The 23268-nt window shown below is 27.3% G+C and carries 21 protein-coding genes and 1 tRNA gene; 12 read left to right on the plus strand and 10 right to left on the minus strand.

Annotated features, from left to right (window positions below; translation table 4 throughout):
* Positions 1-78: 78 nt before the first annotated feature.
* The 4 genes from D2846_RS00220 (at position 79) to asnA (ending at position 3327) form a co-directional block, all read left to right on the plus strand.
* On the plus strand, positions 79-993 hold the full coding sequence (locus D2846_RS00220) for an RluA family pseudouridine synthase (RefSeq protein WP_117274932.1): 915 nt from the start codon (positions 79-81) through the stop codon (positions 991-993).
* Position 994: 1 nt separating this feature from the next.
* Positions 995-1867 carry a hypothetical protein gene (locus D2846_RS00225; RefSeq protein ID WP_117274933.1) on the plus strand — a complete coding sequence of 291 codons (873 nt, stop codon included), beginning with the start codon at positions 995-997 and terminating at the stop codon, positions 1865-1867.
* Positions 1868-2010: 143 nt separating this feature from the next.
* Positions 2011-2271 carry a 30S ribosomal protein S20 gene (gene rpsT / locus D2846_RS00230; protein WP_117274934.1) on the plus strand — a complete coding sequence of 87 codons (261 nt, stop codon included), beginning with the start codon at positions 2011-2013 and terminating at the stop codon, positions 2269-2271.
* A 75-nt stretch (positions 2272-2346) separates the two neighbouring features.
* Positions 2347-3327, plus strand: coding sequence for an aspartate--ammonia ligase (asnA, locus tag D2846_RS00235; protein ID WP_117274935.1), 981 nt, complete (start codon positions 2347-2349; stop codon positions 3325-3327).
* Positions 3328-3411: 84 nt separating this feature from the next.
* Here the strand turns inward: asnA and D2846_RS00240 are convergent, their stop codons facing one another.
* The 3 genes from D2846_RS00240 to D2846_RS00250 are packed head-to-tail and all read right to left on the minus strand — an operon-like array spanning position 3412 to position 6142.
* Positions 3412-4641, minus strand: a complete 1230-nt coding sequence (locus tag D2846_RS00240) for an ECF transporter S component (protein ID WP_117274936.1) — start codon at positions 4639-4641, stop codon at positions 3412-3414.
* Between the two features lie 41 nt (positions 4642-4682).
* The gene (locus D2846_RS00245) at positions 4683-5675 is read right to left on the minus strand and encodes a TMEM164 family acyltransferase (RefSeq protein ID WP_117274937.1); all 993 of its coding nucleotides are present in this window, start codon (positions 5673-5675) and stop codon (positions 4683-4685) included.
* A 47-nt stretch (positions 5676-5722) separates the two neighbouring features.
* On the minus strand, positions 5723-6142 hold the full coding sequence (locus D2846_RS00250; protein WP_223211517.1) for a hypothetical protein: 420 nt from the start codon (positions 6140-6142) through the stop codon (positions 5723-5725).
* A gap of 150 nt (positions 6143-6292) precedes the next feature.
* Between D2846_RS00250 and D2846_RS00255 the strand changes: the two genes are divergently transcribed.
* On the plus strand, positions 6293-7267 hold the full coding sequence (locus D2846_RS00255) for a ribose-phosphate pyrophosphokinase (RefSeq protein WP_117274939.1): 975 nt from the start codon (positions 6293-6295) through the stop codon (positions 7265-7267).
* A 19-nt stretch (positions 7268-7286) separates the two neighbouring features.
* On the plus strand, positions 7287-8222 hold the full coding sequence (locus D2846_RS00260; RefSeq protein WP_117274940.1) for a hypothetical protein: 936 nt from the start codon (positions 7287-7289) through the stop codon (positions 8220-8222).
* A 40-nt stretch (positions 8223-8262) separates the two neighbouring features.
* Here D2846_RS00260 and D2846_RS00265 read toward each other — a convergent pair whose 3' ends face one another.
* From D2846_RS00265 to D2846_RS00295, 7 genes are all read right to left on the minus strand, one after another.
* Complete coding sequence (locus tag D2846_RS00265; protein ID WP_117274941.1) at positions 8263-9306, minus strand: endonuclease; 1044 nt, start codon at positions 9304-9306, stop codon at positions 8263-8265.
* A 94-nt stretch (positions 9307-9400) separates the two neighbouring features.
* On the minus strand, positions 9401-11326 hold the full coding sequence (locus D2846_RS00270; RefSeq protein ID WP_117274942.1) for a DNA gyrase/topoisomerase IV subunit B: 1926 nt from the start codon (positions 11324-11326) through the stop codon (positions 9401-9403).
* Positions 11327-11411: 85 nt separating this feature from the next.
* Positions 11412-11485, minus strand: a tRNA-Gly gene (locus D2846_RS00275).
* 128 nt (positions 11486-11613) lie between these two features.
* Positions 11614-12741, minus strand: coding sequence for a hypothetical protein (locus D2846_RS00280; RefSeq protein WP_117274943.1), 1128 nt, complete (start codon positions 12739-12741; stop codon positions 11614-11616).
* A gap of 1 nt (position 12742) precedes the next feature.
* A complete protein-coding gene (gene thiI / locus D2846_RS00285; protein ID WP_117274944.1) occupies positions 12743-13891 on the minus strand; it encodes a tRNA uracil 4-sulfurtransferase ThiI in 1149 nt (382 codons plus the stop codon).
* A 7-nt stretch (positions 13892-13898) separates the two neighbouring features.
* Positions 13899-15449, minus strand: coding sequence for a hypothetical protein (locus D2846_RS00290; RefSeq protein ID WP_117274945.1), 1551 nt, complete (start codon positions 15447-15449; stop codon positions 13899-13901).
* Between the two features lie 18 nt (positions 15450-15467).
* Complete coding sequence (locus tag D2846_RS00295; protein WP_117274946.1) at positions 15468-16310, minus strand: HAD family hydrolase; 843 nt, start codon at positions 16308-16310, stop codon at positions 15468-15470.
* A 122-nt stretch (positions 16311-16432) separates the two neighbouring features.
* Between D2846_RS00295 and D2846_RS00300 the strand changes: the two genes are divergently transcribed.
* The 6 genes from D2846_RS00300 to D2846_RS00325 all read left to right on the plus strand — a co-directional run bounded on the left by D2846_RS00300 (position 16433) and on the right by D2846_RS00325 (position 23257).
* On the plus strand, positions 16433-16909 hold the full coding sequence (locus tag D2846_RS00300) for a hypothetical protein (protein ID WP_117274947.1): 477 nt from the start codon (positions 16433-16435) through the stop codon (positions 16907-16909).
* Positions 16909-17409, plus strand: a complete 501-nt coding sequence (locus D2846_RS00305; protein ID WP_223211518.1) for a DUF4231 domain-containing protein — start codon at positions 16909-16911, stop codon at positions 17407-17409. Before D2846_RS00300 ends, D2846_RS00305 begins: the two co-directional genes overlap by 1 nt.
* A gap of 5 nt (positions 17410-17414) precedes the next feature.
* On the plus strand, positions 17415-17786 hold the full coding sequence (locus D2846_RS00310) for a hypothetical protein (protein WP_117274949.1): 372 nt from the start codon (positions 17415-17417) through the stop codon (positions 17784-17786).
* Entirely contained in the window at positions 17786-18649 is an 864-nt protein-coding gene (locus tag D2846_RS00315) for an HAD family hydrolase (RefSeq protein WP_117274950.1), read from the plus strand. Before D2846_RS00310 ends, D2846_RS00315 begins: the two co-directional genes overlap by 1 nt.
* Before the next feature lie 236 nt (positions 18650-18885).
* Entirely contained in the window at positions 18886-20034 is a 1149-nt protein-coding gene (gene metK, locus D2846_RS00320) for a methionine adenosyltransferase (RefSeq protein WP_117274951.1), read from the plus strand.
* Between the two features lie 280 nt (positions 20035-20314).
* A complete protein-coding gene (locus tag D2846_RS00325) occupies positions 20315-23257 on the plus strand; it encodes a PI-PLC domain-containing protein (RefSeq protein WP_117274952.1) in 2943 nt (980 codons plus the stop codon).
* The last annotated feature ends 11 nt before the right edge of the window (positions 23258-23268 follow it).

Below are 23268 nucleotides of genomic sequence, written 5' to 3' on the forward strand. Positions count from 1 at the left end.
TACTTATAAGTCTCACAAAATATCACCGTCCTTTTGAAAATAGTAATTTTTTAATTATTTGCTATAATAATAAAACATATGGAAATAGTAGTTAAATATAAAGAAAGAATTGATAAATACATTTCAAATAATTCTGAAATTTCAAGAAATGATATTAAGCTTTTAATTGAAGAAGGTGCAGTTTTTGTTGATGATATTAAGGTTAATAAACCTAAGTTTGAAGTACACGAAGGACAATTTATAAAGGTTATTAAATTAATTGATAAAGAGATTCATGTAGAGCCCGAAAAAATGGATCTAAATATCATTTATGATGATGAATACTTATGTATTATTGATAAACCAAGTGGTTTAGTTGTTCACCCGTCTCCAGGTCATGCATCAGGGACTTTAGTTAATGGTCTTTTATATCATTTTAAAAATAATCTTTCAAATGAAAACGGACTTTTAAGACCTGGTATTGTGCACAGAATTGATAAGGACACTAGCGGGTTATTAGTGATTGCGAAAAACAACCAAGTACATAACTTGCTTGCTATGAAATTTGCAGAACATGATATTAATAGAAAGTATTTAGCTATTGCTGATGGTATTTTAGAAGATAAGAAAATGCGTTTAAATTTACCGATTGGTAGAAGTCAACAAGATAGACAAAAAATGACTGTAACTAATCTTAATTCTAAAAACGCAATTACTAATGTAACCTTACTTAAAAGCTTTTATATTGATAATAAACCAAAATCATTGATTAAATGCGAACTTGAAACAGGTAGAACACACCAAATTAGAGTTCATATGAAATATATCGGAAACCCAATTTATGGTGATCCCATGTATAACAAAAATGTTGATGAATTTGGACAAAGACTACATGCTTATAAATTAGAATTTGAACACCCAATCACAGGTAAATACTTAGAATTTTACTCAAAGCCACCAGTTGAGTTTGAAGTATCAGAATTTGATTTTGATGAATTTTTAAAAGGAGAATAAAATGAAAAATATTTTTAGATTAAATCTTTATGATATTGATAAAGTTGATTTATGAAAAAACGAAAAATCACACTTTAGAATTTGAATCATAATATTCAGTGTCTTTTGAACATTAATTTCACTATTATCATTATCAATTCTTATTTACATGCTTGCTGACAAAACTGCTATTGTTAACTTCTTACATGATGGATTATCAAAGACCAATGAAAAACCATCATTATCTATGGCTGAAAGAGCTTTTTGAACAAGATTTATAATTGAATTCATTAGTGCATCAATTCCGGTTTCAATTTTAGTAACATTTGGAATCAGTATTTACAAATCATATAAAACAAAAACATTTATTAATATTTCTTCATGAGCACTAATTGTTTCTAAAATTCACGGATTTTTATCAATCATTAATTTAATTTCTTTTTTTACTTCTGGAAACAAAATTAGTGATCAAAAAACTTTTCAAGTTGTATACTTAGTTATTACTTTAATTATCGTTGTTTTAAGCATTTTTCAATTATTTGTCGTTAGTTGAAATATCACACAAATTAAAAGATTATTTGTTATGAAAGAAATGGAAATTAAAGCTAAAGAATTCATGGAACAATTTAATAAATCAATTCAAAATAATGAATTCCAAAATGCTTTTGGCATGAATGTAAATCCTTTTAACAATGTAAAAGAAGAAGTCAAAACTGAAAAAGCTCAAGAAGTTGATAAAGCTAAGGAAGAAGCTGTTAAAAAGATTTTAGAATTACCAAATGAACAATTATATAAAATGGCTGAAATGTTAAACATTTTTGGATACAAAGAAATGACTAAAGAGGAATTGGCTGAAATCATTTACATCAATACAAAGAAAACTAAAAAAGATTAATTAAAAGTTAGTCTTTTTTAATTCTTGTTTTGTTTATAAATTATATGATTTAGCCCTGAATTTGGTCATTTAAAAGTTTGGTTTTTCATTTTTTTGCTTTATAATATAAAAGATTTTTCAAAATAGAAAAAGGGAGGTCAATTATGGCTAACATTAAATCAAAAGTAAAAAGCATTGTTAAGATGGAACAAGCTCGTCAAAAGAATGCTGCTATGAAATCACGTGTTAAAACAGCTATTCGTAAAGCTAGAGAAGCAGTTTTAGCTAAAGATGAAAAAGCAAACGCACTTGTAGCTAACGCTCACAAAGTTATTGCTAAAGCAGTTTCTAAAGGTGTTTTCCACGCTAACAAAGGTGCTAGAAAACACTCACGTTTAGACCAATTTGTTAACAATTCTAAATAATCCATTATTTGGAATTTTTTTATACTTTTTTTCAATGTTTGGTAAATATAAAAAAAGGATTACAATTTAATTGTTATGTATCAAAGCAAATTAAACATTAAAGAAACACAAAGAGCTATTCAAGAACTTAAAAAGTTTTTTCAAAAGAATCTTCAAAAAGAACTTAACTTAACAAGGGCTACCGCACCATTATTTATTGAAAGAAAAACAGGTCTTAATGACGGATTAAATGGAGAAAAACCAGTTTCGTTTATACCTAAAGGAATATCTATTGAGTTAGAAGTTGTTCATTCATTGGCTAAGTGAAAAAGAAATGCTTTAAAAGAATATCACTACGAAGTTGGTGAAGGTATATACACTGATATGAATGCAATCAGAAGAGAAGAAGATTTAGATAACACTCATTCATATTATGTTGATCAATGAGACTGAGAATTAATTATTTCTAGAGAACAAAGGAGTTTAGATTTCTTAAAGCAAGTTGTTAATAAAATCTATACTTCAATTTTAAAAACAAAAGAAATGTTAATCAAAGACTTCCCTGCATTAAATAATAATTTAACAAAAGAAGTATTTTTTATTTCATCACAAGATTTAGAAAATTTATATCCAAACTTATCATTAAATGAACGTGAAGACGCAATAACAAAAGAGAAAGGTGCAGTTTTTGTTTATCAAATCGGCGATAAACTTAAATCAGGTTTAATTCACTCATTGAGAGCATTTGATTACGATGACTGAACATTAAATGGTGATTTACTTGTTTATTCACATGTATTAAATAAAGCATTAGAACTTTCGTCAATGGGTATTAGAGTTGATGCTGATTCAATTGTTAGACAAAGTAAAATGACTGTTGAAGAAGTTAAGAATGTCTCACCTTATCATAAAGCAGTTGTTGAAAACAAATTACCTTTAACTATTGGTGGCGGTATTGGCCAAAGCAGATTAAGTATGTTCTTACTTGAAAAAATTCATATTGGTGAAGTACAAGCCAGTTTTTGGCCAGAAGACTACAGAGAAGATTTAATCAAAAAAGGTATTAAATTACTATAGGATTTAAATAATTAAAGTTGCTTACTATGTGAGCAATTTTTATTTATTTGAAAATAAAAAACCAATCAAAAGATTGATTAATTATTAGTAATATGAAACATCTTTAACAATTGTTTTCTTTAAGAATATAAGTACAGGTAATATTGAACTAATGATTAAAATATAAATTGGTAAGATAATAACTGATCTTAAAATAATAGGGACCATTATTAATAGATATTTTTCTTCAAGCGAATAGAATTTTCCTAAATATCTATTAGCATATTGAATGAATGCATAAGGTCCTCAAATTCATCTTGCAAGTACAATCACAAATACAACTAGGAAAATTGAAAGTAAAATATATGATAATCTTTCTTTCTTTTTGTCATCTTTTGTTTTAATGAATCTAAATACAAAGATATTAAATACTATGAAAATACTGAATGAGAGCACTAAAAGAGTAATAAACACACCTAAACTCAATCTGCTTAATCCAAATGTTTTTGAAATTTTGATCCCCTTTGGATCATTGATATTTAATACAAATACATATGCAAGAACAGCGAAAACAATTATTAAAGCAATTTCCATTATAACAATTGAAACTTTTTGATGTTTTTTAAATAAGTCTAAGAAAAGACCGATCAAGATTGTCATGACAATTGGAACAATTGCATAAGCTTCATGATAAAATCCGATTCTTCCCGCTAATAATAAACTAAAGAAATCTGCTATAAACGAAAGTAAGGCACCTTTGAATTTACAAAAAAAGAAGGCAAAAATAATATAGAAAATAAATTCAAAATCAATTCCAACTATTCTTAATGGTGTATAGTTTTTAACGGCTGTAAGAATAAAGAATAAACATAATAAGACTCCCGCTAATGAAATTTCATATACTGAGAACATAATTTTATTTTTTCTTAAGCTTACTTTTAAGTTCGAAACTACATTACCATCTTCTTCAAATACTGAAGCTAAAAATATAAGTCTATATAGTTCAAAATAAACTAAATTAAATGAAATATTAATTCATGAAACTTTGAAAAATTTCTTTCGTTCTATATCAATATTACTTAGTAAGTTTCCTCACAAGTTCTTTTCTTTAAGATTTAAAAACACTTTAGTTGCAATTATTAAAACAAAAATTATTCATGTCATAGATATCATAATAGAGTTTTGGATAAATGACTGAGGATTAAATAAGTTTATAGTCCCTACTTGATTTAATATTGCAACAACTAAATAAAAAATTGATGTAATTGATAACAATAAATTAGCGATTAATGTGGTTTTAATTTGTGGTTTTCTAAGATTATAAGTAATGTTCATGAATTTATTTTAGCACACATATTAATAAAAAAATAACCTAATTAGGTTAATTTTAAAAATTTTCAACAATCTTTAAGTGGAATTTCGTATTTTTTGAAGTTTTCTTTAATATTAACAAACCTAACTCTCTTGATATAAATTCCGTTTGTTTCAAATTTAATTGCAGTTAAAACTAAGTATAATCCACAAATTAATAAATAAATAATAATTCCAAAAACAATAAATACAGGTAATGCAACTGGTCATTTTGATAATGGACCAAGCACAGATATTCCTGCTTGCCCTAAGTATAATCAGTTTGCATCAAGTCCGACTTTCACTTTCGGATTACTTGAAGCCATACCAATTGAGTTGAATATTCAGTTTAAGAAGAATAATGCAAATGTATAAATCAAGATATATATTGCACCTCTAATTAAATAAAATAAGTTGATTTTAGCTTTTTCACCATATGCTATATGTGTAAAAACAGAAATAATTAAAATGAATGAATGTGCTAATATAAAGTCTCAATACATAATGTTATCATATCCAACATTGAATCCTGCTTTTTGGTATTCAACTGTGCCTGGTTGTAAATTGTTGTATAGTCTATCATCTTCTACAAATTGCTTAATAACCCCAAGGTTAGCGAAAGCAAATCCCATAATAGCACCAATAATCGCAATGATACTAAACATTTTTATGTAGTGACCTTTTTTGAATAAGAAAAGTATAGGAATAAAGAAAGTAAAGAATCTACATAATTGTAAAGGTATTATTTCTGATTTTCAAGGAAAATCAATTGCAAATAAGAATATTAATCTAATAACATTAAAGAATAAAGCAGTTGCACCAATAACAACGAAAAGCTGATCAAGGTCCAACTTATTAAATATAAACTTCTTACCTTCTTTATTTAAATATCTATTAATGCTATCTCTATATATTCATAAAATAAATATAATAAGTAGTGACAAGGCAAAAAACCCTAAAAATAAGGGTCTTGCAGTTTTAAAATCTACAACATTATGTCTTCAGTGAAAAAAACTCATTATAACTCCTTTGAATTATTATAATAAATTTTTTAATTTAAGATATTTTAATGTTGTGCAGTTTTATATTTTGATTTTTTATAAATATAAGTTAATTTAATGTTTGACTTATAATCATCAAAACTGTCTCTAATTTTTTGAAGTATTTCAATTTCTTTTTCCTCATTAACTCTTTGGTTTAGTTCATTTGTTCCAATCTCATCTATATTACTTTTAAGGTTATCTTTTGAAATTCTGTAGAACCTATCAAAAGATAAGTATTTTGAATCAAATGATTCATCTAAAAATACTGAACCTTCTTTTTCTTCATTTGTTAGAACGCCAAATAAAATGTCATCAAAGACATCAATGATTGGTAAGATAACTTCACATTTAGTTTTTGCATATTTTTCAATACCTTTTTGTAGGTTTTCTTTTAGTTTATAAATTTTAAAAATTTCAATATTGTTCATTTTTACCTCGCTCATAATAATGATATTTTTTAGTTTCTCGTTAACTAAAAAAGAACTTTTTGTGACTATGCACAAGGACTAGGCATGTTTTGCAATCTAAAAATGAAAAAGTATTGTAAAATATTAATATATATATACAAGTAATTTTTTAAAGGAAATAGGTAAATGAATAAAAAGAACTCAGTTTTATTTGGGATGAATAATTCTCAAAATTTAGCAAAAGAAGTTTCAGAACTTTTAGGTATGGAGCTTTCAAAAATTGAACGTACAGTGTATGCTGATGGTGAAGTAATGTTAGTTTCTAATCCTACAGTGCGTGATAAAGACGTTTTCATTATTGCAAGTACAAGTAGACCAGTAAATGATAATATTATGGAACTATTATTATTTATTGACTCATTAAAAAGAGCAAGCGCAAAAACAATTAATGTTGTTTTAAGCTACTATGGTTATGCACGTCAAGATAGAAAAGCTAGTGGTAGACAACCAATTGGTGCCAAATTAGTTGCTGATTTATTACAAAAAGCAGGAGCAACAAAAATTACATGTGTTGACTTACATAACCCTTCAATTCAAGGATTCTTCGATATTCCTGTTGATGATTTAAAAGGTCAATATCCAATTGCTATTGCATTAAAACAAACAGGTGAAAAATTCACAGTTGTTTCTCCGGATCATGGTGGTACAGTTCGTGCAAGAAAACTTGCTGAATTAATTGCTAACACCGTTCAAATCTGTATTATTGATAAAAGAAGAACAGGAACAAACCAAACAGAAGTTATGGGTATCCTTGGTAACATTGAGAACCAAAATGCAGTTATTATTGATGATATTATAGATACAGGTGGAACAATTTTAAAAGCTGTAGAAACACTTAAGGCTAATGGAGCAAAAAAAGTGATTGTTGCAGCTACACACGGTATCTTTACAAAAGGGTTTGAAATTTTTGAAAACCACCCAGCTGTTGAAAAAGTTATTGTTACAAATAGTATTGACAACTATGAAATGGCTAAAAAATTCAAGAAATTACAAATTGTTTCATTAGGAACATTCTTAGCTAGAGTTATCGATGCTTCATTAAGTGGAAGCAGTATTTCTCAGATTTATAAAGATTTTAAAGACGAAATTTCTTCAAAATAATTAATATAAGGTGGTAAAAATGAAAAAGATTTTATTTACACTAGGTTCATTATCTATTTTATCTTTACCAGTTGTTGCTATTTCTCACGCAACTGAAAATCATACACAAGAACACAAAATACCTTTTATTCCATTAGATGGCATTCTTGAATTCAAAAAAGCAAGTGAATTTGAAAATTTACAAGAATTTTATAACTACATGGACTCTTTAGCAACTAAAATTGGTAGTTCAATGCAAGATGATTACTCATCAATTAAACAAATGCTTAATACATCCATGGATGTAGCAAAATTGCCGTTAACAGAACTAGCTTCTCAAATTGAAAAATTATCTGATATGTCTAATCCAAATTTTGCAGACATTAGCTTGATTTGAGATAGCGTATTCAATATTATGAAGGAACAAAATTTTAATTACACTAATATCTTAAAGCATGAGGTAAGAGAAAAGATTAAAACTTTTGAAGACTTAAGTGATGCTAATAAATTTGAAAGATTAAGAAGTGTTTTCTTAGAAAAACAAAATAGTGAACAATTACTTATTAAGTTTGCTGCTATAGAAATCGAAATACTTTCATATTTAAAACTTTATGAACAATCAGAAAACGCTGATTTATTAAGGGAAGCAAAAGCTGTTTTAACATCTGATACTGGAATTAATACAAGCAACGTAAAAATGAGTGATGCAATATTAGGTAATAAAGAAAAAATTAAATACATTAGAAATAACGTTAAAAATACATATGATCATAAACCTTCAAATGAAACTAAAGAAGAAGATAAAAATATTTCTTCAGATGACTCAACAATTGTTGATACAAAACAATCTCAAGATAGCAATAGATCTACAAAAACAGCCTGAGCAATATCTACTTCAATTATAGTTTCCTTATTAGCATTTGTAGCTTTATTAACTGTTGCAATCAAGAAGTTAAAAATTTTTAGTAAGAAATAATAAAAAAACCTCGAACAATTAAGTTTGAGGTTTTTTAAAGTTAATTAACTTCTACTAAAATACCTTTGTTTTGGAATGGTTTTGGATCATTACCAAAAATATTGTCCACAAGTCCTGGATAATCAATGAAAGGGTTTCTGATTTTTTGGAATTTGTATGTTTCATTATTTCTAATAACGTCTCATTTAGAAACAGTATCCTTTTTATGTCACTTAATGTATGTATCTAAAAATCCTTGTTTCATGTAAGGGTACTTTTTAGGTGTAAAAATAGAGTTTTTAGATCCTACTTTATCTTTACCGTAGTGTGATAAGAAATATAAATATGCTCTTGCTATATCACCTTTAAACTCATCAATAACTTCAAAAACAGTGTTACCATTTGCATCATTACCAAGCTTAGAATTATTTTTTGTAGTTTTAGTAACTGTTACAACATCAGCATGTGGATAGTTTCCTCTAATCTGGTTAACTTTAATATCTGTAGGTCACACAAATTGAGCATCATTTCTGATTGGGTTTTGTTTTCCAAATCATGATTGTGGAATAATGTGCTCTCTATTTGTTCCATCACCTTCATTTGCTCCACCTTCTGTAGCATAAACAGCAAAGTTATATGGATCTTCTCCATTAGGGTTCTCTGAGTAAAAATCCAATATAGTATTATCATTTTCATATATAGTGTCTTTAAAAGCGTTTGAATTATTATAAAACCCTGGTAAGTCTTTATATTCTTTGATAAATGAACGCTTACTTGATTGTAGGTTAATGATAGCTTCTAAAAGTTCACTACCTTTTTTACCATTAAGAGCCTCATAATAGTTATCACTTAAGTCGTAAACATATTTGTTTGAACTTTCTTTTTCATTATCAACAGTTGGTGTAGAAGGCTGATCATTATTACCTTGTTGTTTGTTTGGAACTGAAGGTTGTTCTACATGGTTTGAAGCATCATTTTTAGGTTCTTCTTGTTGTCTTTTCTGTGCAGTTTGATTATTTGTATTTGGACTACATGATAAAGCGATTGAAGATAATAATAATCCACTCATTAGTCCTAAAAATAGTTTTAAATTAAATTTTTTCATAGACTTAAATTATATTTAATTTAAGTCCTAATCAATAAAATTAAAATTAACTTGACTATTTTATATGAAAAAATTTCATAAAAAAAGCAAGATTTTATCTTGCAAATTTTTCTAAATAATCATCATAATCATCAAAATTAACATTATTGTCAATTCATTCTTTACGTTTAGATGAGTCGTTTCCCATTAAAGTACTTACTCTTCTTTCTGCAAGTGATGCGTCATCAATAGTTGCGCGAATAAGTGTCCTTGTTTCTGGGTTCATTGTAGTTTCTCAAAGTTGATCAGCATTCATCTCTCCAAGTCCTTTATAACGTTGGATTTCTAATGCACTCTTATTATTTTGTAAAATTTCTCTTAATTCTTCATCATCTCATACATATTGAATACTTTTCTTAGTTTTATGTGTTAATTTATAAAGCGGAGGGATGGCTATATATACATTTCCGTTTTCAATTAATGGTTTCATGTAACGGTAGAAGAAAGTTAATAATAAACATTGAATATGTGCTCCATCAGTATCGGCGTCAGTCATAATAACAATTTTTCCGTATTGAGATTTTGAAACATCAAAATCTTTACCGATACCAGCACTAATTGCATTAACAATTGTTGAAATCTCTTCGTTTTTTAATAGTTCAGTTAAATTGGTTTTTTCCGAGTTAATTACCTTACCTCTTAGTGGTAAAATTGCCTGGAAATTTCTATCTCTACCACTTTTTGCTGAACCACCAGCCGAATCACCCTCGACCAAGAAAAGCTCTCTTTCGGCAGGTTTTTTACTTGTTGCGGGAGTTAATTTATCACTAATAACTTTCTTTTCAGAAAGAGTTTTTTTAGATTTTCTAGCTTCATCTCTACGTTTTTTAGTTTCAATTCTAACATCGTATGCTTTTTTAATTTTTTCAAGTACATTTTTTGCAAGTTTTTTGTTTTCTTGAATTCATGTTTCTAAATAAAGAGAAACAACTTCCTCAACCACTTGTTTAGCTTCAGGAGTACCTAATTTTTCTTTTGTTTGACTGACAAACTCAAGAATATTTTCAGGTATTTTAACTGATATGATACATGTTAAACCTTCAAGGATATCACTTAATTCAAATGAGTTATTTCCTTTTAATGTTCCTTCACGGTGAGCAAAAGCATTCATTATTTTATTAAAAGCACTTTTTACACCAGTAACGTGTGTTCCGCCATCTTTGGTTTTAACATTATTTACGAAACTTAAAATTAATTCTTCATTATAAGTATCACTTCATTGGAATGAAAAGCTTACTTCAATATTTTTCTTTGTATCTGAGTAAGAAACTGGTGTTGTAATATTTGTTTTTGAATTGTTTAAGAAGTCAAGAAATGTCTCGAGTCCATTTTTATATTGAAATTTTCTTTCTAGTCCACTTTCTTCATCATAAAGTTCGATTAATAAGTTTGAAATTAAAAATGAACTTTCTTGAAGTCTTTCAGAAATTCTTTCAAAACTTAATTTAGCTTTTTTGAATAATGAATATTCAGGTCAAAACTCAACAGTAGTTCCTGACTCTTTGGATTTACCAATTTCATGAGTTCTTTGAACAATTTTGTCTTGTTGAAATTCAGTTAAGTATAATTTACCATTTCTAGCAACAGTTGCAATTAATTTAGATGAAAATGCGTTTGTAACACTCGATCCAACACCATGTAAACCACCTGATGCCTTATAAGTATTTGAGTCAAATTTTCCACCAGCATGCAACTCTGTGAATACAATTTCTACGGCTGTTTTACTCTCGTTTTTAGCTTTATCAACTGGAATCCCTCTACCATTATCTGAAACTAAAACAGAACCATCTTTTCTTAACTTTACAACAATTTTGTTTGCAAATCCAGCTAGTGCCTCATCTATTGAGTTATCAACAATTTCCCATAAAAGGTGATGTAATCCATAAACATCAGTTGAACCGATGTACATCCCTGGACGTTTTCTTACAGCTTCTAATCCCTTTAACTGTTTAATACTTTCTGCAGTATATTTATTTTCCATGTATATTATTATAATCTAAAACACTTTAAAGGATAAAAAAAGATTGATCTTATAGATCAATCTCGATTTGGTCAATTTCTTGAAATGGAGCGGGTGAAGGGAATCGAACCCTCATAGTCAGCTTGGAAGGCTGAAGTTCTGCCATTAAACTACACCCGCATCTTGCTTGATGCTTTAATATTATAACATGTTTTTAAAAATGCAAATAATTTTTTGAAAATTTTTTTTGCAATTTTTTAAATCAATAAAAAATATTTGGATTAACCAAATAAATTTTTTCTAATATTTTATTCATCTTTGAAAAGATCTTGAGTTAGCTCACTGGCGATTTTGTATTTTTTAGTTTCTTCATCGATTTTGTTTTCTAATATTCCAATTATTTGACCAATTGTTTTATCATAGGTTTTTCAATTTGTTCAGTTATTGAAATCGGTGTTTGATACAAAGTTTTTTTTAATATTTTTTCAAAAACTTAAATCTTCATCAAAATTAAAACTTGATTGATATCTACTTAATTCAGTCAAATCATTTATTTTTGATCCAACAAATTCTACAATTTCACTCATATATTTATTTTTATCAAAATTTACATATTCTAGAACTTGATCAATTTTTGATAATAAAGCACGACACTTCGAAATATTTCCTGCGTATTTGTCTCTTATCCATATTCTTTCATGGAATTTTTTGATTAATTGTTTTGTTTGTTCTTGATTTTTTTCTACATATGCAAGTTTTAGAACATCATCTTTGTTATATTTACGAACACAATTAAGAAGATGGTTCATTATAATTCTGTGAATTGCACCTTTGAACTTGCTTTTTGTTAAGTAATGCTTGTTTCCATTGATTAATGCTAGTGCACCTACAATTGCGGCAATCTTTCCTCCGGCATCGCCTTCACTAATTTTGTATCTACCAAGTCTTTGATTAAATAAATCACTGTGGAATCCTTCAAAGTGATTTTTTGTAAATTTGTTTTTAGGAATAAGTCTATCAAGACCGATTTGATCACCACCTGCAAGGTCATTAGAGGGAATTCCTAATGATTTCATTAAAATAGGTGTTTCTAAAGTTGTATTTCATGAATAGAATTCAACTGTGTTCTCATTAATAACAAATTCATCATCTTTAAGAAGGGTTTTAATACCTTTAATTAATTCTTTTCTTACACCTGCTCAGAATTCATTAATATTTCTATTTTTTTGAATTGGTTTTAAGTCAAATGCTGATGAATAAGTTCTAAAAAACTTATAGTTAATAGGGTCTTTAAAGTATCCTATTGTGAAATAAAAAGGAAGTTCAATAAGTTTATCTTTTTTTGTAAAAAATAAATGATAATCAATTCTAGATAAATAATTAAATGTGATAGCCTCGAAGTCGATATAAATTTTAATTTTATTATTTGTGGTCATTTTATAATTTAATTTTTCTATATTCTAGTAATTCATTTAATAAGGCTTCTTCGAGTTGTGGGATTTGATGTAATTCTTGTTCTAATTTTAATGATTCATCTAAATTTGGTTTTGTTACAGGTTCTTTAGGCGCAAATAGTTCACAAGTTTCATTAGCTTTAATAATTGATAAATCATAAGTATTAATCTTTTTGGCAATATTAATAATTTCATTTTTGTCAAAACTTAATAATGGTCTTAAAATTTGCATTGATGTTGCTGATCCGATTGTGTGTAATGATTCAAGTGTTTGAGAAGCTACTTGCCCAAGGTTATCCCCATTAGAAATGGCTAATGCTCCATTTTTGTGAGCTATTTTCTCTGCAATTCTATAAAAACTTCTTCTCATTAAATTTATTTTGTATCCTTCTTTAGACACAAAAGAAATATAGTTCATTAAATATGCATAATTAGCAATTATTAAGTTACTTGTTACTTGATATTGATTTAATACTTTTACTAATTCAGAAATTTTTTGCACAGTTCTTTCATCTGTTTGAGGAGGTGTAATAAAAGTTAAAAAGTCAACTTTAATTCCTCTTTTCATCATTTGAAAGGCCGCAACAGGTGAATCAAAACCACCTGAAATAAGGTGAATAACTTTACCTGAAACACCTACTGGAAGACCCCCAAGACCTTCAATGTAGTTTGAAAATAAATATGTTCTACCATTTCTTACTTCAACATAAAAGATTTGATCTGGGTTATGAACATCAACCTTTAATCCTCTTGTTTCACCAAATTCTTTTAATAAATGTGTTCCTAAAGTTCTATTTATTTCATCTGATGAGTATTGAAAAGCTTTAAAATTTCTTCTTGCTGAAATTTTGAAAGTTTTAGTTTCAGGATTAATTAAACTAACAACAGTTTTCTTAAATTCTTCAATATCGTTATCTACAACGACAACTGGAGAATATGAACTGATCCCGAATACATAGTTAAGTTTTCTAAGGTTTTCTTCACTGTAGTTAATATACATTCTGTCAAATTCTACTTGTGGTTTTTCGCCTACAATATGGGTAATATTATTTGTTAAATGGTTAATAAATGTTTTTCTATTTTTCTTTTTTAAAACAAGCTCACCATATCTGATTAAGATTTTTTTGTACATAATTCTCCTATGGGTTTTTTATGAAGTTTTTAATAATTTTAAATGCTTCTTTAAAGTTATTATTTTTAATATATATATCTGTTGTTTCTAGTGTTTCTTTAAGTTTTGAAGGTTGCTTATTTAGTTTAAGTTTAACAACATGGATTTGCAATTCTTCAAACATCTTTTTGTATTCAATGTTTTCAAAAATAACTTTGGTTAAATAAGAACTAATTTTAATTCATTTATTCATAAACTCTTTATCATTGAAAAAGTTTTTAAAGTTATTTTTTAAGCCTTCTGAATATAAGATATTCAATGTGTTTGTCATATCATCAACTGTTGCATTAAGTGGCAACATATCGTTTTGTGTTATTCAAAAATAATTGTTTGATAATTGAATAACTTTGTCTTTTTGTATTTTTTCAAGGTTTTTATCAAATGTATTAAGAACCTTTTGGAGTTCATTGTTTTGCAATAAAGTTAATGAGTTTTTTAGTATTTTCTTAATAATTCTTAAAGCCTCATGAATTTCGAGTTTTTTAGCTCCGAATAATGATTTATAGCATTGTTTAATTGTTTTAATTGTTTCACCAAAGTTTTCATTGCTCAATTTATTTTTAACATTCATTTTTTCTAAAGTTTCAAGCAGTTCTTTATAGAAATTAATATTATTTTGAATAAATGAGTTTAGTGCAAACTTGTTGAAATTATTCACTTTATAATCATTTATTTTACTGTAAATATCAATAATATCTTTTTGAGTTGTTAAGACATCTTTTTTACTTCATGAATTAGAAATTTTAATTCAATCATTGTAAACACTTTTATAAAATGACTCATCATTATAATTTTTAAGTGATTCAATACTTATTGGAAGGTTGTAAAAAATTAAGTATTCAATTTTTTCGATTGAGTTAAATTTATTGACTAAATCTTTAATATCATCTTCAATTTTTTCAGCTAATGAATTAGCTTTTTGGAAGTCGCCCTTGTATTTTAAAGTGTTAATTGTATCATATGATTTTCTTACATTATTTGCTCTAGTATTTGTATAAATAAAAGTGTGTTTAAGAAAACTTTTCTTGCTATTAAGTTTCATTTTTATGTGTTCAGTAATCTCTAATATACTAGAAAAACTACTATCAATTTGTTCTCATTGATATTCGATATCCTTAGTTAACTCAAGTAGCACAACTTGTTTTTTATTTATTTTTTTAAAAATTCTTGAAATTCTAAACAGCATAAATCAAGATTTAAGGATTTTACCTTTTTTAACATATTCTTTGTTAATATCAAAGTTTTTGTAAAGGTATCCAATTTTTTGAGATATATCAAAATTAATTTTTTGCACATCTAATGAAAGTTTTTCAAACTGCGGATCACTTTTTGCAAGTTGAGATAATTTTTGAATTGAAGTTTTATTACTGTTTTTAATTCTTCTTGCTTCGTTTCCTAGTTTTTCATTTTTATTTTCAAGTTTATTTAAAATTAGTTTTCTTAATAAAAAGAAAATTACGACTAAAAAAAGGATGATGAATAAAGATAAAAGTACTCATATAAATATTTTTAAATTCATTTCACCTCCTTTTTAGAATTATTTTTTAGTACTTTGTCTTTGAGAGATTTCTCTTTTTAAATCAAAATCTACTCTGTATAAAAAGTCATCAATAGCTTCTGCTAAACCGGCTTGTTCAACTGTTGATGTATAGTATTTTGCAAATTGCATTGTGTATGGATCAGTATTTTCCATTGCATATGAATAACCTGCAACTTGGAACATTGAGATATCATTTTGACTATCTCCAATAGCCATAACTTCAGACAAATCAGCATTAAAAACATTTTTACAGAATCATTCAATTCCTGAACCTTTTGAAACTCCAGGTTTTGTTATTTCAATGTGTTTTTCAAGAACAACAATGTTTAAATTGATTTTTCTTTCTTTTGCAAGCTCTGCAAATTTGTGTAATTTTTCTGGTTTTCCATATGTTTCAATTTTGTGTAAATCATTTGGAATTTCACCATTTTCAATTCATTGGTCATATTCACAAAACTCTGTAAAGAATTGTCTTTGATTATCAGTTGCATCTTTTAAGTAAAATCTATCTGTTGCAAAATAATAAAGTGGTAAACCTACTTCTTCAGCAAGATCTCATATTTTTTTAGCTTCATCTAAATCAATGTATTCTATATGAAGAACTTTTTTCTCATGGTTATCGTATAAAAACGCACCATTTGAAAAAGAAATATATCTACCTCCAAGCTCATCAGCAAGCTTTTTAATTTTGTCATAAGGTCCATTTCCGGTACTTATAACAAAGTGAACTCCTTTCTTAACTACTTCATTAACTTTTAATTTATTTAATTCTGGCAACTCTTTACCTGGAAAAGGGTAAATTGTTCCATCAACGTCACTAAAAATTGCTACATTTCTCATAGTATCACAATTATAAACTATTATAAAAAATCATAAAATTATGAGGAATTTTTAAGTCAAATTAACACTTTTTACTAAAGTAAAATATTAGAATTTTCGCAAGATAGTGTAAAATTTCTATTATGAATCCAATTATTAAAAGACTTAAAGAAAAACAACAACAAGACAAAAGAAAATTAAAAATTTACACAATACTTGACAACGTTATTTCATTCTCAATTATTATTTTGAATATTTCCTCAATTGCAATCGCAATTTATGCCTTAGTTAAATTGATTATGATTGCTCAAAAAGATCCGAAAACTACTCATAGTGCTTCATTTGTGCTTTTAATCGTTTTTGCTGCATTGCTTGTATTTTCATTCTTTTTAACAATAGCTTTATCAATTTACAAGCAAAATAGTAATACGGCCGAGTATCAAAAAATACTTAACACACTTTACTATGTGCAAGACAAATTCATTGCTAAAAAATTAACCGAAGAGCAATTAAATCAAATTTTAGATGCATTATGAGAAAAAGCTTCAATGAAAAGAAAACTTGCAATTAAAAATGCAATCCAAAGTGACTTAAAAACTTCGAATAAGGCGGTTAAATAATGGCTAAAAAACAATCACCATTTGTAAAAAGGTTTTTAGAAATTCAAAGAAATACTGAAATTAAAAAATATATCTTTGGAACACTATATTACTCACTTAATTTAGTCACATTTTTATCAGCTTTATATGTTGCTATTATTGCGGTTTATTTCATTGCAGGAAATAACAAAAATTACCCCGGGGATGTTAACCCATATCGTTTAGAGTTTTGAAAAGATAGTGCAAACTACATCTTATTTACAACAATTATTAACTCAGTTACAAGTGTTATTACTTCATGTATTTCATTTTTTGCTGTTAACTCAAAATTTGAGTTCCTAAAAAAGAAATCTAACTTATTAAAATTTGAATACATTTTATTCAAGAACAAAAAATGAATATATGCAAATGAAGTGGTTGCTGACAATGAATTTGTTCTATTTAAAAGAGCCTTAAGTATTTTAGAAACAAATAGATATAAATCTTCAACATTCTTAACATTTGATGAAGGGAATAAATAAGAAATATGAAACCAGAATTACAAGAAAAAATTAAAAAAGTTCAAAAGAAGTCATTAAAGAAATATTTAATTAGTAGATGAACATTCATTATCTTAAGCTTAACAGGGATTATCATTGCGGCCTTAATTGTTATCTTAAACTTATACGCAATTAGATGAAATGAAAAACCAGTTGAAACAATGGATTTATTTGTTAAAATCGCACTAACATCTGCTTTTACTACTTTCTTTTTAACAATCCAAGCTTTCTTAAATATTTCAGGAACTAAATCAAAAGTTAAACAAAATGTTGATAAAATCAATGAGATTGTAGATTTAGTTCAAAACAAAGAAACACTTGAACAAGAAGATGTTGATAATATTTTTGAGGTACTTTAGTGCAAAACAAAAATACAATATTAAATAAAATTAAATACTCTGAAATTGAGAACTTTGTTTTCGATTTAGATGGGACACTTTTAAATAAAGATTCAGAATTAATTCCAGAAAATTTACAAACAATTAAAGAACTTCAAGAAGACAATAAAAACATTATTATCGCAACAGGAAGACCACTTTATACAGCTCAGAAAATCATTGATCAAATTCAAGTTAAGTTTCCAGTCATTTTAGCTAATGGAGCATTGATTTGAGATAATAAAAAAGATCAGTTATACAAAAGTTTTGCAATCAAAAAATCCTCAGCTAAAGCTATTTACAAAAAATTAGTTGATATGCAATATGAATTCTTAGTTTATGTACCAGGAAAAATTCTTGGATTTAATTCAAATAAAACAGACTTTTTTGCTAAGAAAAATTACCCAATTAGAGTTGGTGAAAATCATTATGCTGAAGGTAACTTTTTAGAAACATTTGATAACTATGATGCATGTAAGTTTTTTGTTATAAAAAATTCAAACTCAGATGAAAGTTGAGATGAATTTAAAACATTTTTAAAAGATTATGATGAAGATGCTCATGGATTAATTTCAGAATGACCAAATTTAGATATTATGTCTAACAATTCATCAAAAGGTGAAGCACTTAAATACTTGTTTAAAGACTTTAATTTAGACATCAATAAAACAATTTCATTTGGTGATGCTGAAAACGATGTTTCAATGTTTCAAGTAACAAAATATTCAGGTTCATTTGCGAACTCAAAACATAAAGATGTTTTAAATCATGCATCAATTATCTTTGATTCAAATAACGAACCATGATTTGCAAATTTTATTAAACAAATTAGAAATAATAAATAATGCTACATTTTGAAATGTAGTTTTATTTTGCTTTCAATTACAGAGAATAATTTTAAGATTTATAAATTTCTTGTATAATAAAGTTCCAAATAAAAAAAGGTATAAAGAGGATGGTAGTTCGACAACAATAACCATCGCCAACCTGCATAATTGTAAGGTGGATAGTCAGGAGGCATTAGCCTTAACATACTATAAAAATTCTTTATACCTCCTAATAAAATAGAGAGGTTTTTTATATGAAAAAATTATTTACAAGTGAATCAGTTGGAAAAGGTCATCCAGATAAATTATGTGACCAAATTTCAGACACAATTTTAGATGCTTATTTAGCATTAGATCCGTCTTCTAAAGTTGCGATTGAAACAATGGCAAGTGGACACAACATTTTTATCGCAGGTGAAGTTCAATCAAATGCAGATATTCATGTTATTGAAATTGCTATTAACATTTTAAAATCATTAGGATATTTTACAAGTCAAACAAGTATTGTTACTGACATAAGAAAACAAAGCCCTGATATTGCCCAAGGTGTTAACTTACAAAACGATGAAATTGGTGCTGGTGATCAAGGTATTATGTTTGGTTATGCAACAAATGAAACTAAAGAATACATGCCTTTAGCAATCACATTAGCCCATGAATTAGTTAAAAGAGCAGAAAACTTAAGAAGTAATGGTCATTTCAGATGAGCGAAAGCAGACATGAAATCACAAGTTACATTAGATTACACAGATCCAAAACATACAAAAGTTGATACAGTTTTAATGAGCATCCAACACTCATCAAAATATGTTGAACAAGAATTTAAAGATTACATTAAAAACGAAATCATTGTACCTACATTAAAAGATTATGATTTAGATGAACCTACAAATATTTTAATTAACCCAACCGGGCAATTTATTATTGGTGGTCCAATTGGCGACACAGGTCTTACAGGTAGAAAAATTATTGTTGACACATATGGCGGTGCTTCAAGACATGGTGGTGGAGCATTCAGCGGAAAAGATGCTACTAAAGTTGATAGATCAGCAGCATATGCAGCTCGTTGAGTAGCTAAAAACTTAGTTGCAGCAGGATTATCTGATAGAATTGAAATTCAATTATCATATGCAATTGGTGTTGCTAAGCCCGTTTCAGTTTTAGTTGAAACATTTGGAACAGAAAAAGTAAAAGTTGAGTACATTGAACAAGTGGTAAGTCAAACCTTTGATTTAACACCAAAAGGAATTATTAATGCACTTGATTTAAAAAGACCGATTTTCTCAAAAACTTCATATTTTGGACATTTTGGTAGAACTGATGTAGAGTTTACATGAGAAAGACTTGACAAAGTGGAAGAAATTAAAGCTTTAGTTGCTAAGATTCAAAATGAAAATAAATAAGAAAAAGAACAAAGGTAAATTAAGTGACCTTTGTTTTTGTTAACCCTTACTTTTAACACTATGTGCAAGGCTTAAAGGTAAAATTAATCTATGAGTGTCTAAAAATTTTTAACTTGTTTGAAAGTGTTAATTTTCATTATTTTCAATTAAAAGAAAGAAAAAACCTACTTAAGTAAGTATATATACTTACTTGTTTTTTAATTTGAAATTATTTTACTCTTGGTTTTATAACTAAAAGTTATAAAATTAATTTATAAAGAAATCTTCAATCAGAGGCACAATGAAACATAAAAAACTTATTCCACTTTTCGCACTTTCTGTTGCCGCAGTTCCTCTTGCGGTTGTTTCGTCATTCAGAGATAATGACCACCACAGAATTATTTGACAAGATTCCAGTTTGTCATACTACAACAATAATAACTACAACATTAACGATTATGACTTTAGTACATGAATGAGCGAGATTAATGATAACAAATCATTCTTCGATTTAAGTATTCCAGGTTCTCATGACTCGGGTATGTGAGATGGTTCTGGTATTGCATGAGCTTTTGGAAGTAGACACGCTAGAACTCAGTCATTAAATATTCCAAACCAATTAAAAGCTGGTATTCGTGCTTTTGATATTAGGTTAGATAGCGAAATGTGATTAAGACACGGGGATACTTATTCAACATTGCGTTTTTGAGATTGAATGAACCAAATTGTAGATTTTTTAAAAGCTCACCCAAGAGAGTTCGTTGTTGCTAGAATTAAAGATGAAGGTTTCAATGTACATGATAGAGGATTGGCAAAACATGCTTCAGAATTGTATGAACATCAATTAAACTTACACAGTAGTCACATCTTCAACCACTGAGGTCGCTATAAAGATGACTTAGATTGAAGAGTTAAAAACCTTAGAGGTAAATTAATTATCATCAACAACTGACACCACAAAGTTAATGAGATGCGTCGTGGTGGTGCCCTTTACGATGATATTATTACTAGAACATATTCACTACAAGATCAATATCAACAAAGAAATACTAAAACAAAAGCTAGATTAGTTCATGAACACATGGAAAGATCTAACTCTGCTCCAATTAGGGATAAACAATTATTTGTTAACTTTACATCAATCAGTAGTGCTGGGGCACTTGGTAGTGACCCTTCTGGTTTTGCTGGAGACATGAATTGAAGAGTTAATGATAACGTTAAAAATAGACCTGACTTAACAAAATTAGGGATTGTATTTATGGATTTCCCAGGAGCGTCATTAATTCAAACAATTTTTAAAACAAACTACTACTTAAAGGACGAAGAACTTGCTTTAGGTTACCATAAGCCTTTAGCTACAAATGTAAGCGTTGATAGAATTTCTAACTCAAGCAACCAAGTTACAATTAATGGTAATAATTTAGCAGACTTAAGAATCGAAATTCGTTATAAAGGAAATACAGTTCAAAAAGTTATTGTTCCAGGTGATGTTGAAAACTCATATACTTTTAATTTTACTGGAGGAATTTTTGAAGTAGATGATAGCTATACTTTCCAATTCTACAAAGAATATCCTGCTTCATATTTCTACTCAAGTAAAAGATATAATCAATTCGAAATTACTCAACAAGCTCATGATGATGCATTCTATGAAAATGTAAATGCTCTTAAATCAAGAATTGAGAGTTTAATGGAAACTTACAATGGTAAGTCAAATGAAGTTAAGGATTATCTTAACAACTATTTCTTAAATAAAATTAAGTCATTAACAGTGTCAAATGCAACTAATAAAGAAAAGCTCAATTTATTGAGAGGTCAATTCATTCAATACCAAAGTGTATTTAATGATATTCGTACAATTATAACTGAATTCCAAACAGTTAATGATGAATTACAAAGATTGGCAGATGAGCTAAATGAATTTATTAAAAGTGACATTAGAAATGAATTCAATCAATTCTTAAATAACTTAAATCAATACTTAAGAACAGTTTTAATTGATAGTGTGAATATTGATCAAATTAGATTAAATGATATTTGAGATAACATTAGAAGTAAAAAACAAATAATGTCGAACATTATTATTTATTTAAAATCATTTAAGACAGTTAATGTGTCTCAACTTTTAAGTGAATTAAAATCTAAGGCAACTGAATTAGGTGTTGATCATGATTACATTAATAATGTTGATGAACCTACAAAATTAATCATCCTTAATGCTTCAAACCAATTAATGAGATCAGAAGAAACATACACTGAGCCACATTTAAATTCATTTAAACAAAAACTTGAAAGAGAAAAAAATAAATATCAAAAAACTCTTACAAAAATTAGAACAATTAAAACAAAATTAAATACCTTACAATTAACTCCGCAAGAAGTTAGTTTATTTGTTTCTAGAATTAATAACATTGTAAGAGAAGAAAATTCAAATCCTGAAGCATTAACAAATGACTTGCAAGAATACCAAAACTTAATTACTGAAGGTATTGCGTTAATTAATGCTGATGAAGAATTCCAATCAGATAATTACTTTGATAATATTACAGATCTAAAAACATCTTACTTAGATAAAATTGGTAACTTAAAAACATATATCTCTTTAAGAACAACAGAACCAGTTGACAAGTTAACATACAGTGACATCATTCCTGAGATTAAAAAAATCAAAGAACAAATTAAAGAAAAAACAAGAGTACAAAAAGAATTTGTTAATAAGATTAATGCTTTAGAGAAAATTTTCCCTAGACAAAAAGAATACTTTAACAACTTAGTTAAATCTGATGATAATGTAGGAACTCAAATTTTTGATAATGCAGAAGCTCTTAATGAAAGGGATTATGTTGGTAAATTTGCTCTTCTTACAGATTTAAATGAAGCTCAACATAATAGATATATTGATGAAATTGGTGAAATTGTCGATTATGAAGAAATTGAAACAATCTACAACAAATACATCATTTTAAACAGAAAAATGACTGAATTAAAAGAACTTATTAATGATTTAAGCGATTATGATAGTTTAGATAGTTTTGGGTCACTTACACAAGAAGAACAAAGAGCATTTATTTCAATTTATGATGCAGCAAGAGAAACATTTGAAGGTGATTCTGAAATGCCTGCAGTAATTAATGCAATTGAAAACCTTGAAAAATACTTCTACTTAAAATATGCTGAATTAAACAATAAAATTAATACACTTAGACAACAAATTAACTCAGATAAAAAACTTTATATTTTCTAAAAAAATAAACT

It is taken from the genome of Mycoplasmopsis edwardii, from assembly GCF_900476105.1.
Taxonomy (GTDB): domain Bacteria; phylum Bacillota_I; class Bacilli_A; order Mycoplasmatales; family Metamycoplasmataceae; genus Mycoplasmopsis; species Mycoplasmopsis edwardii.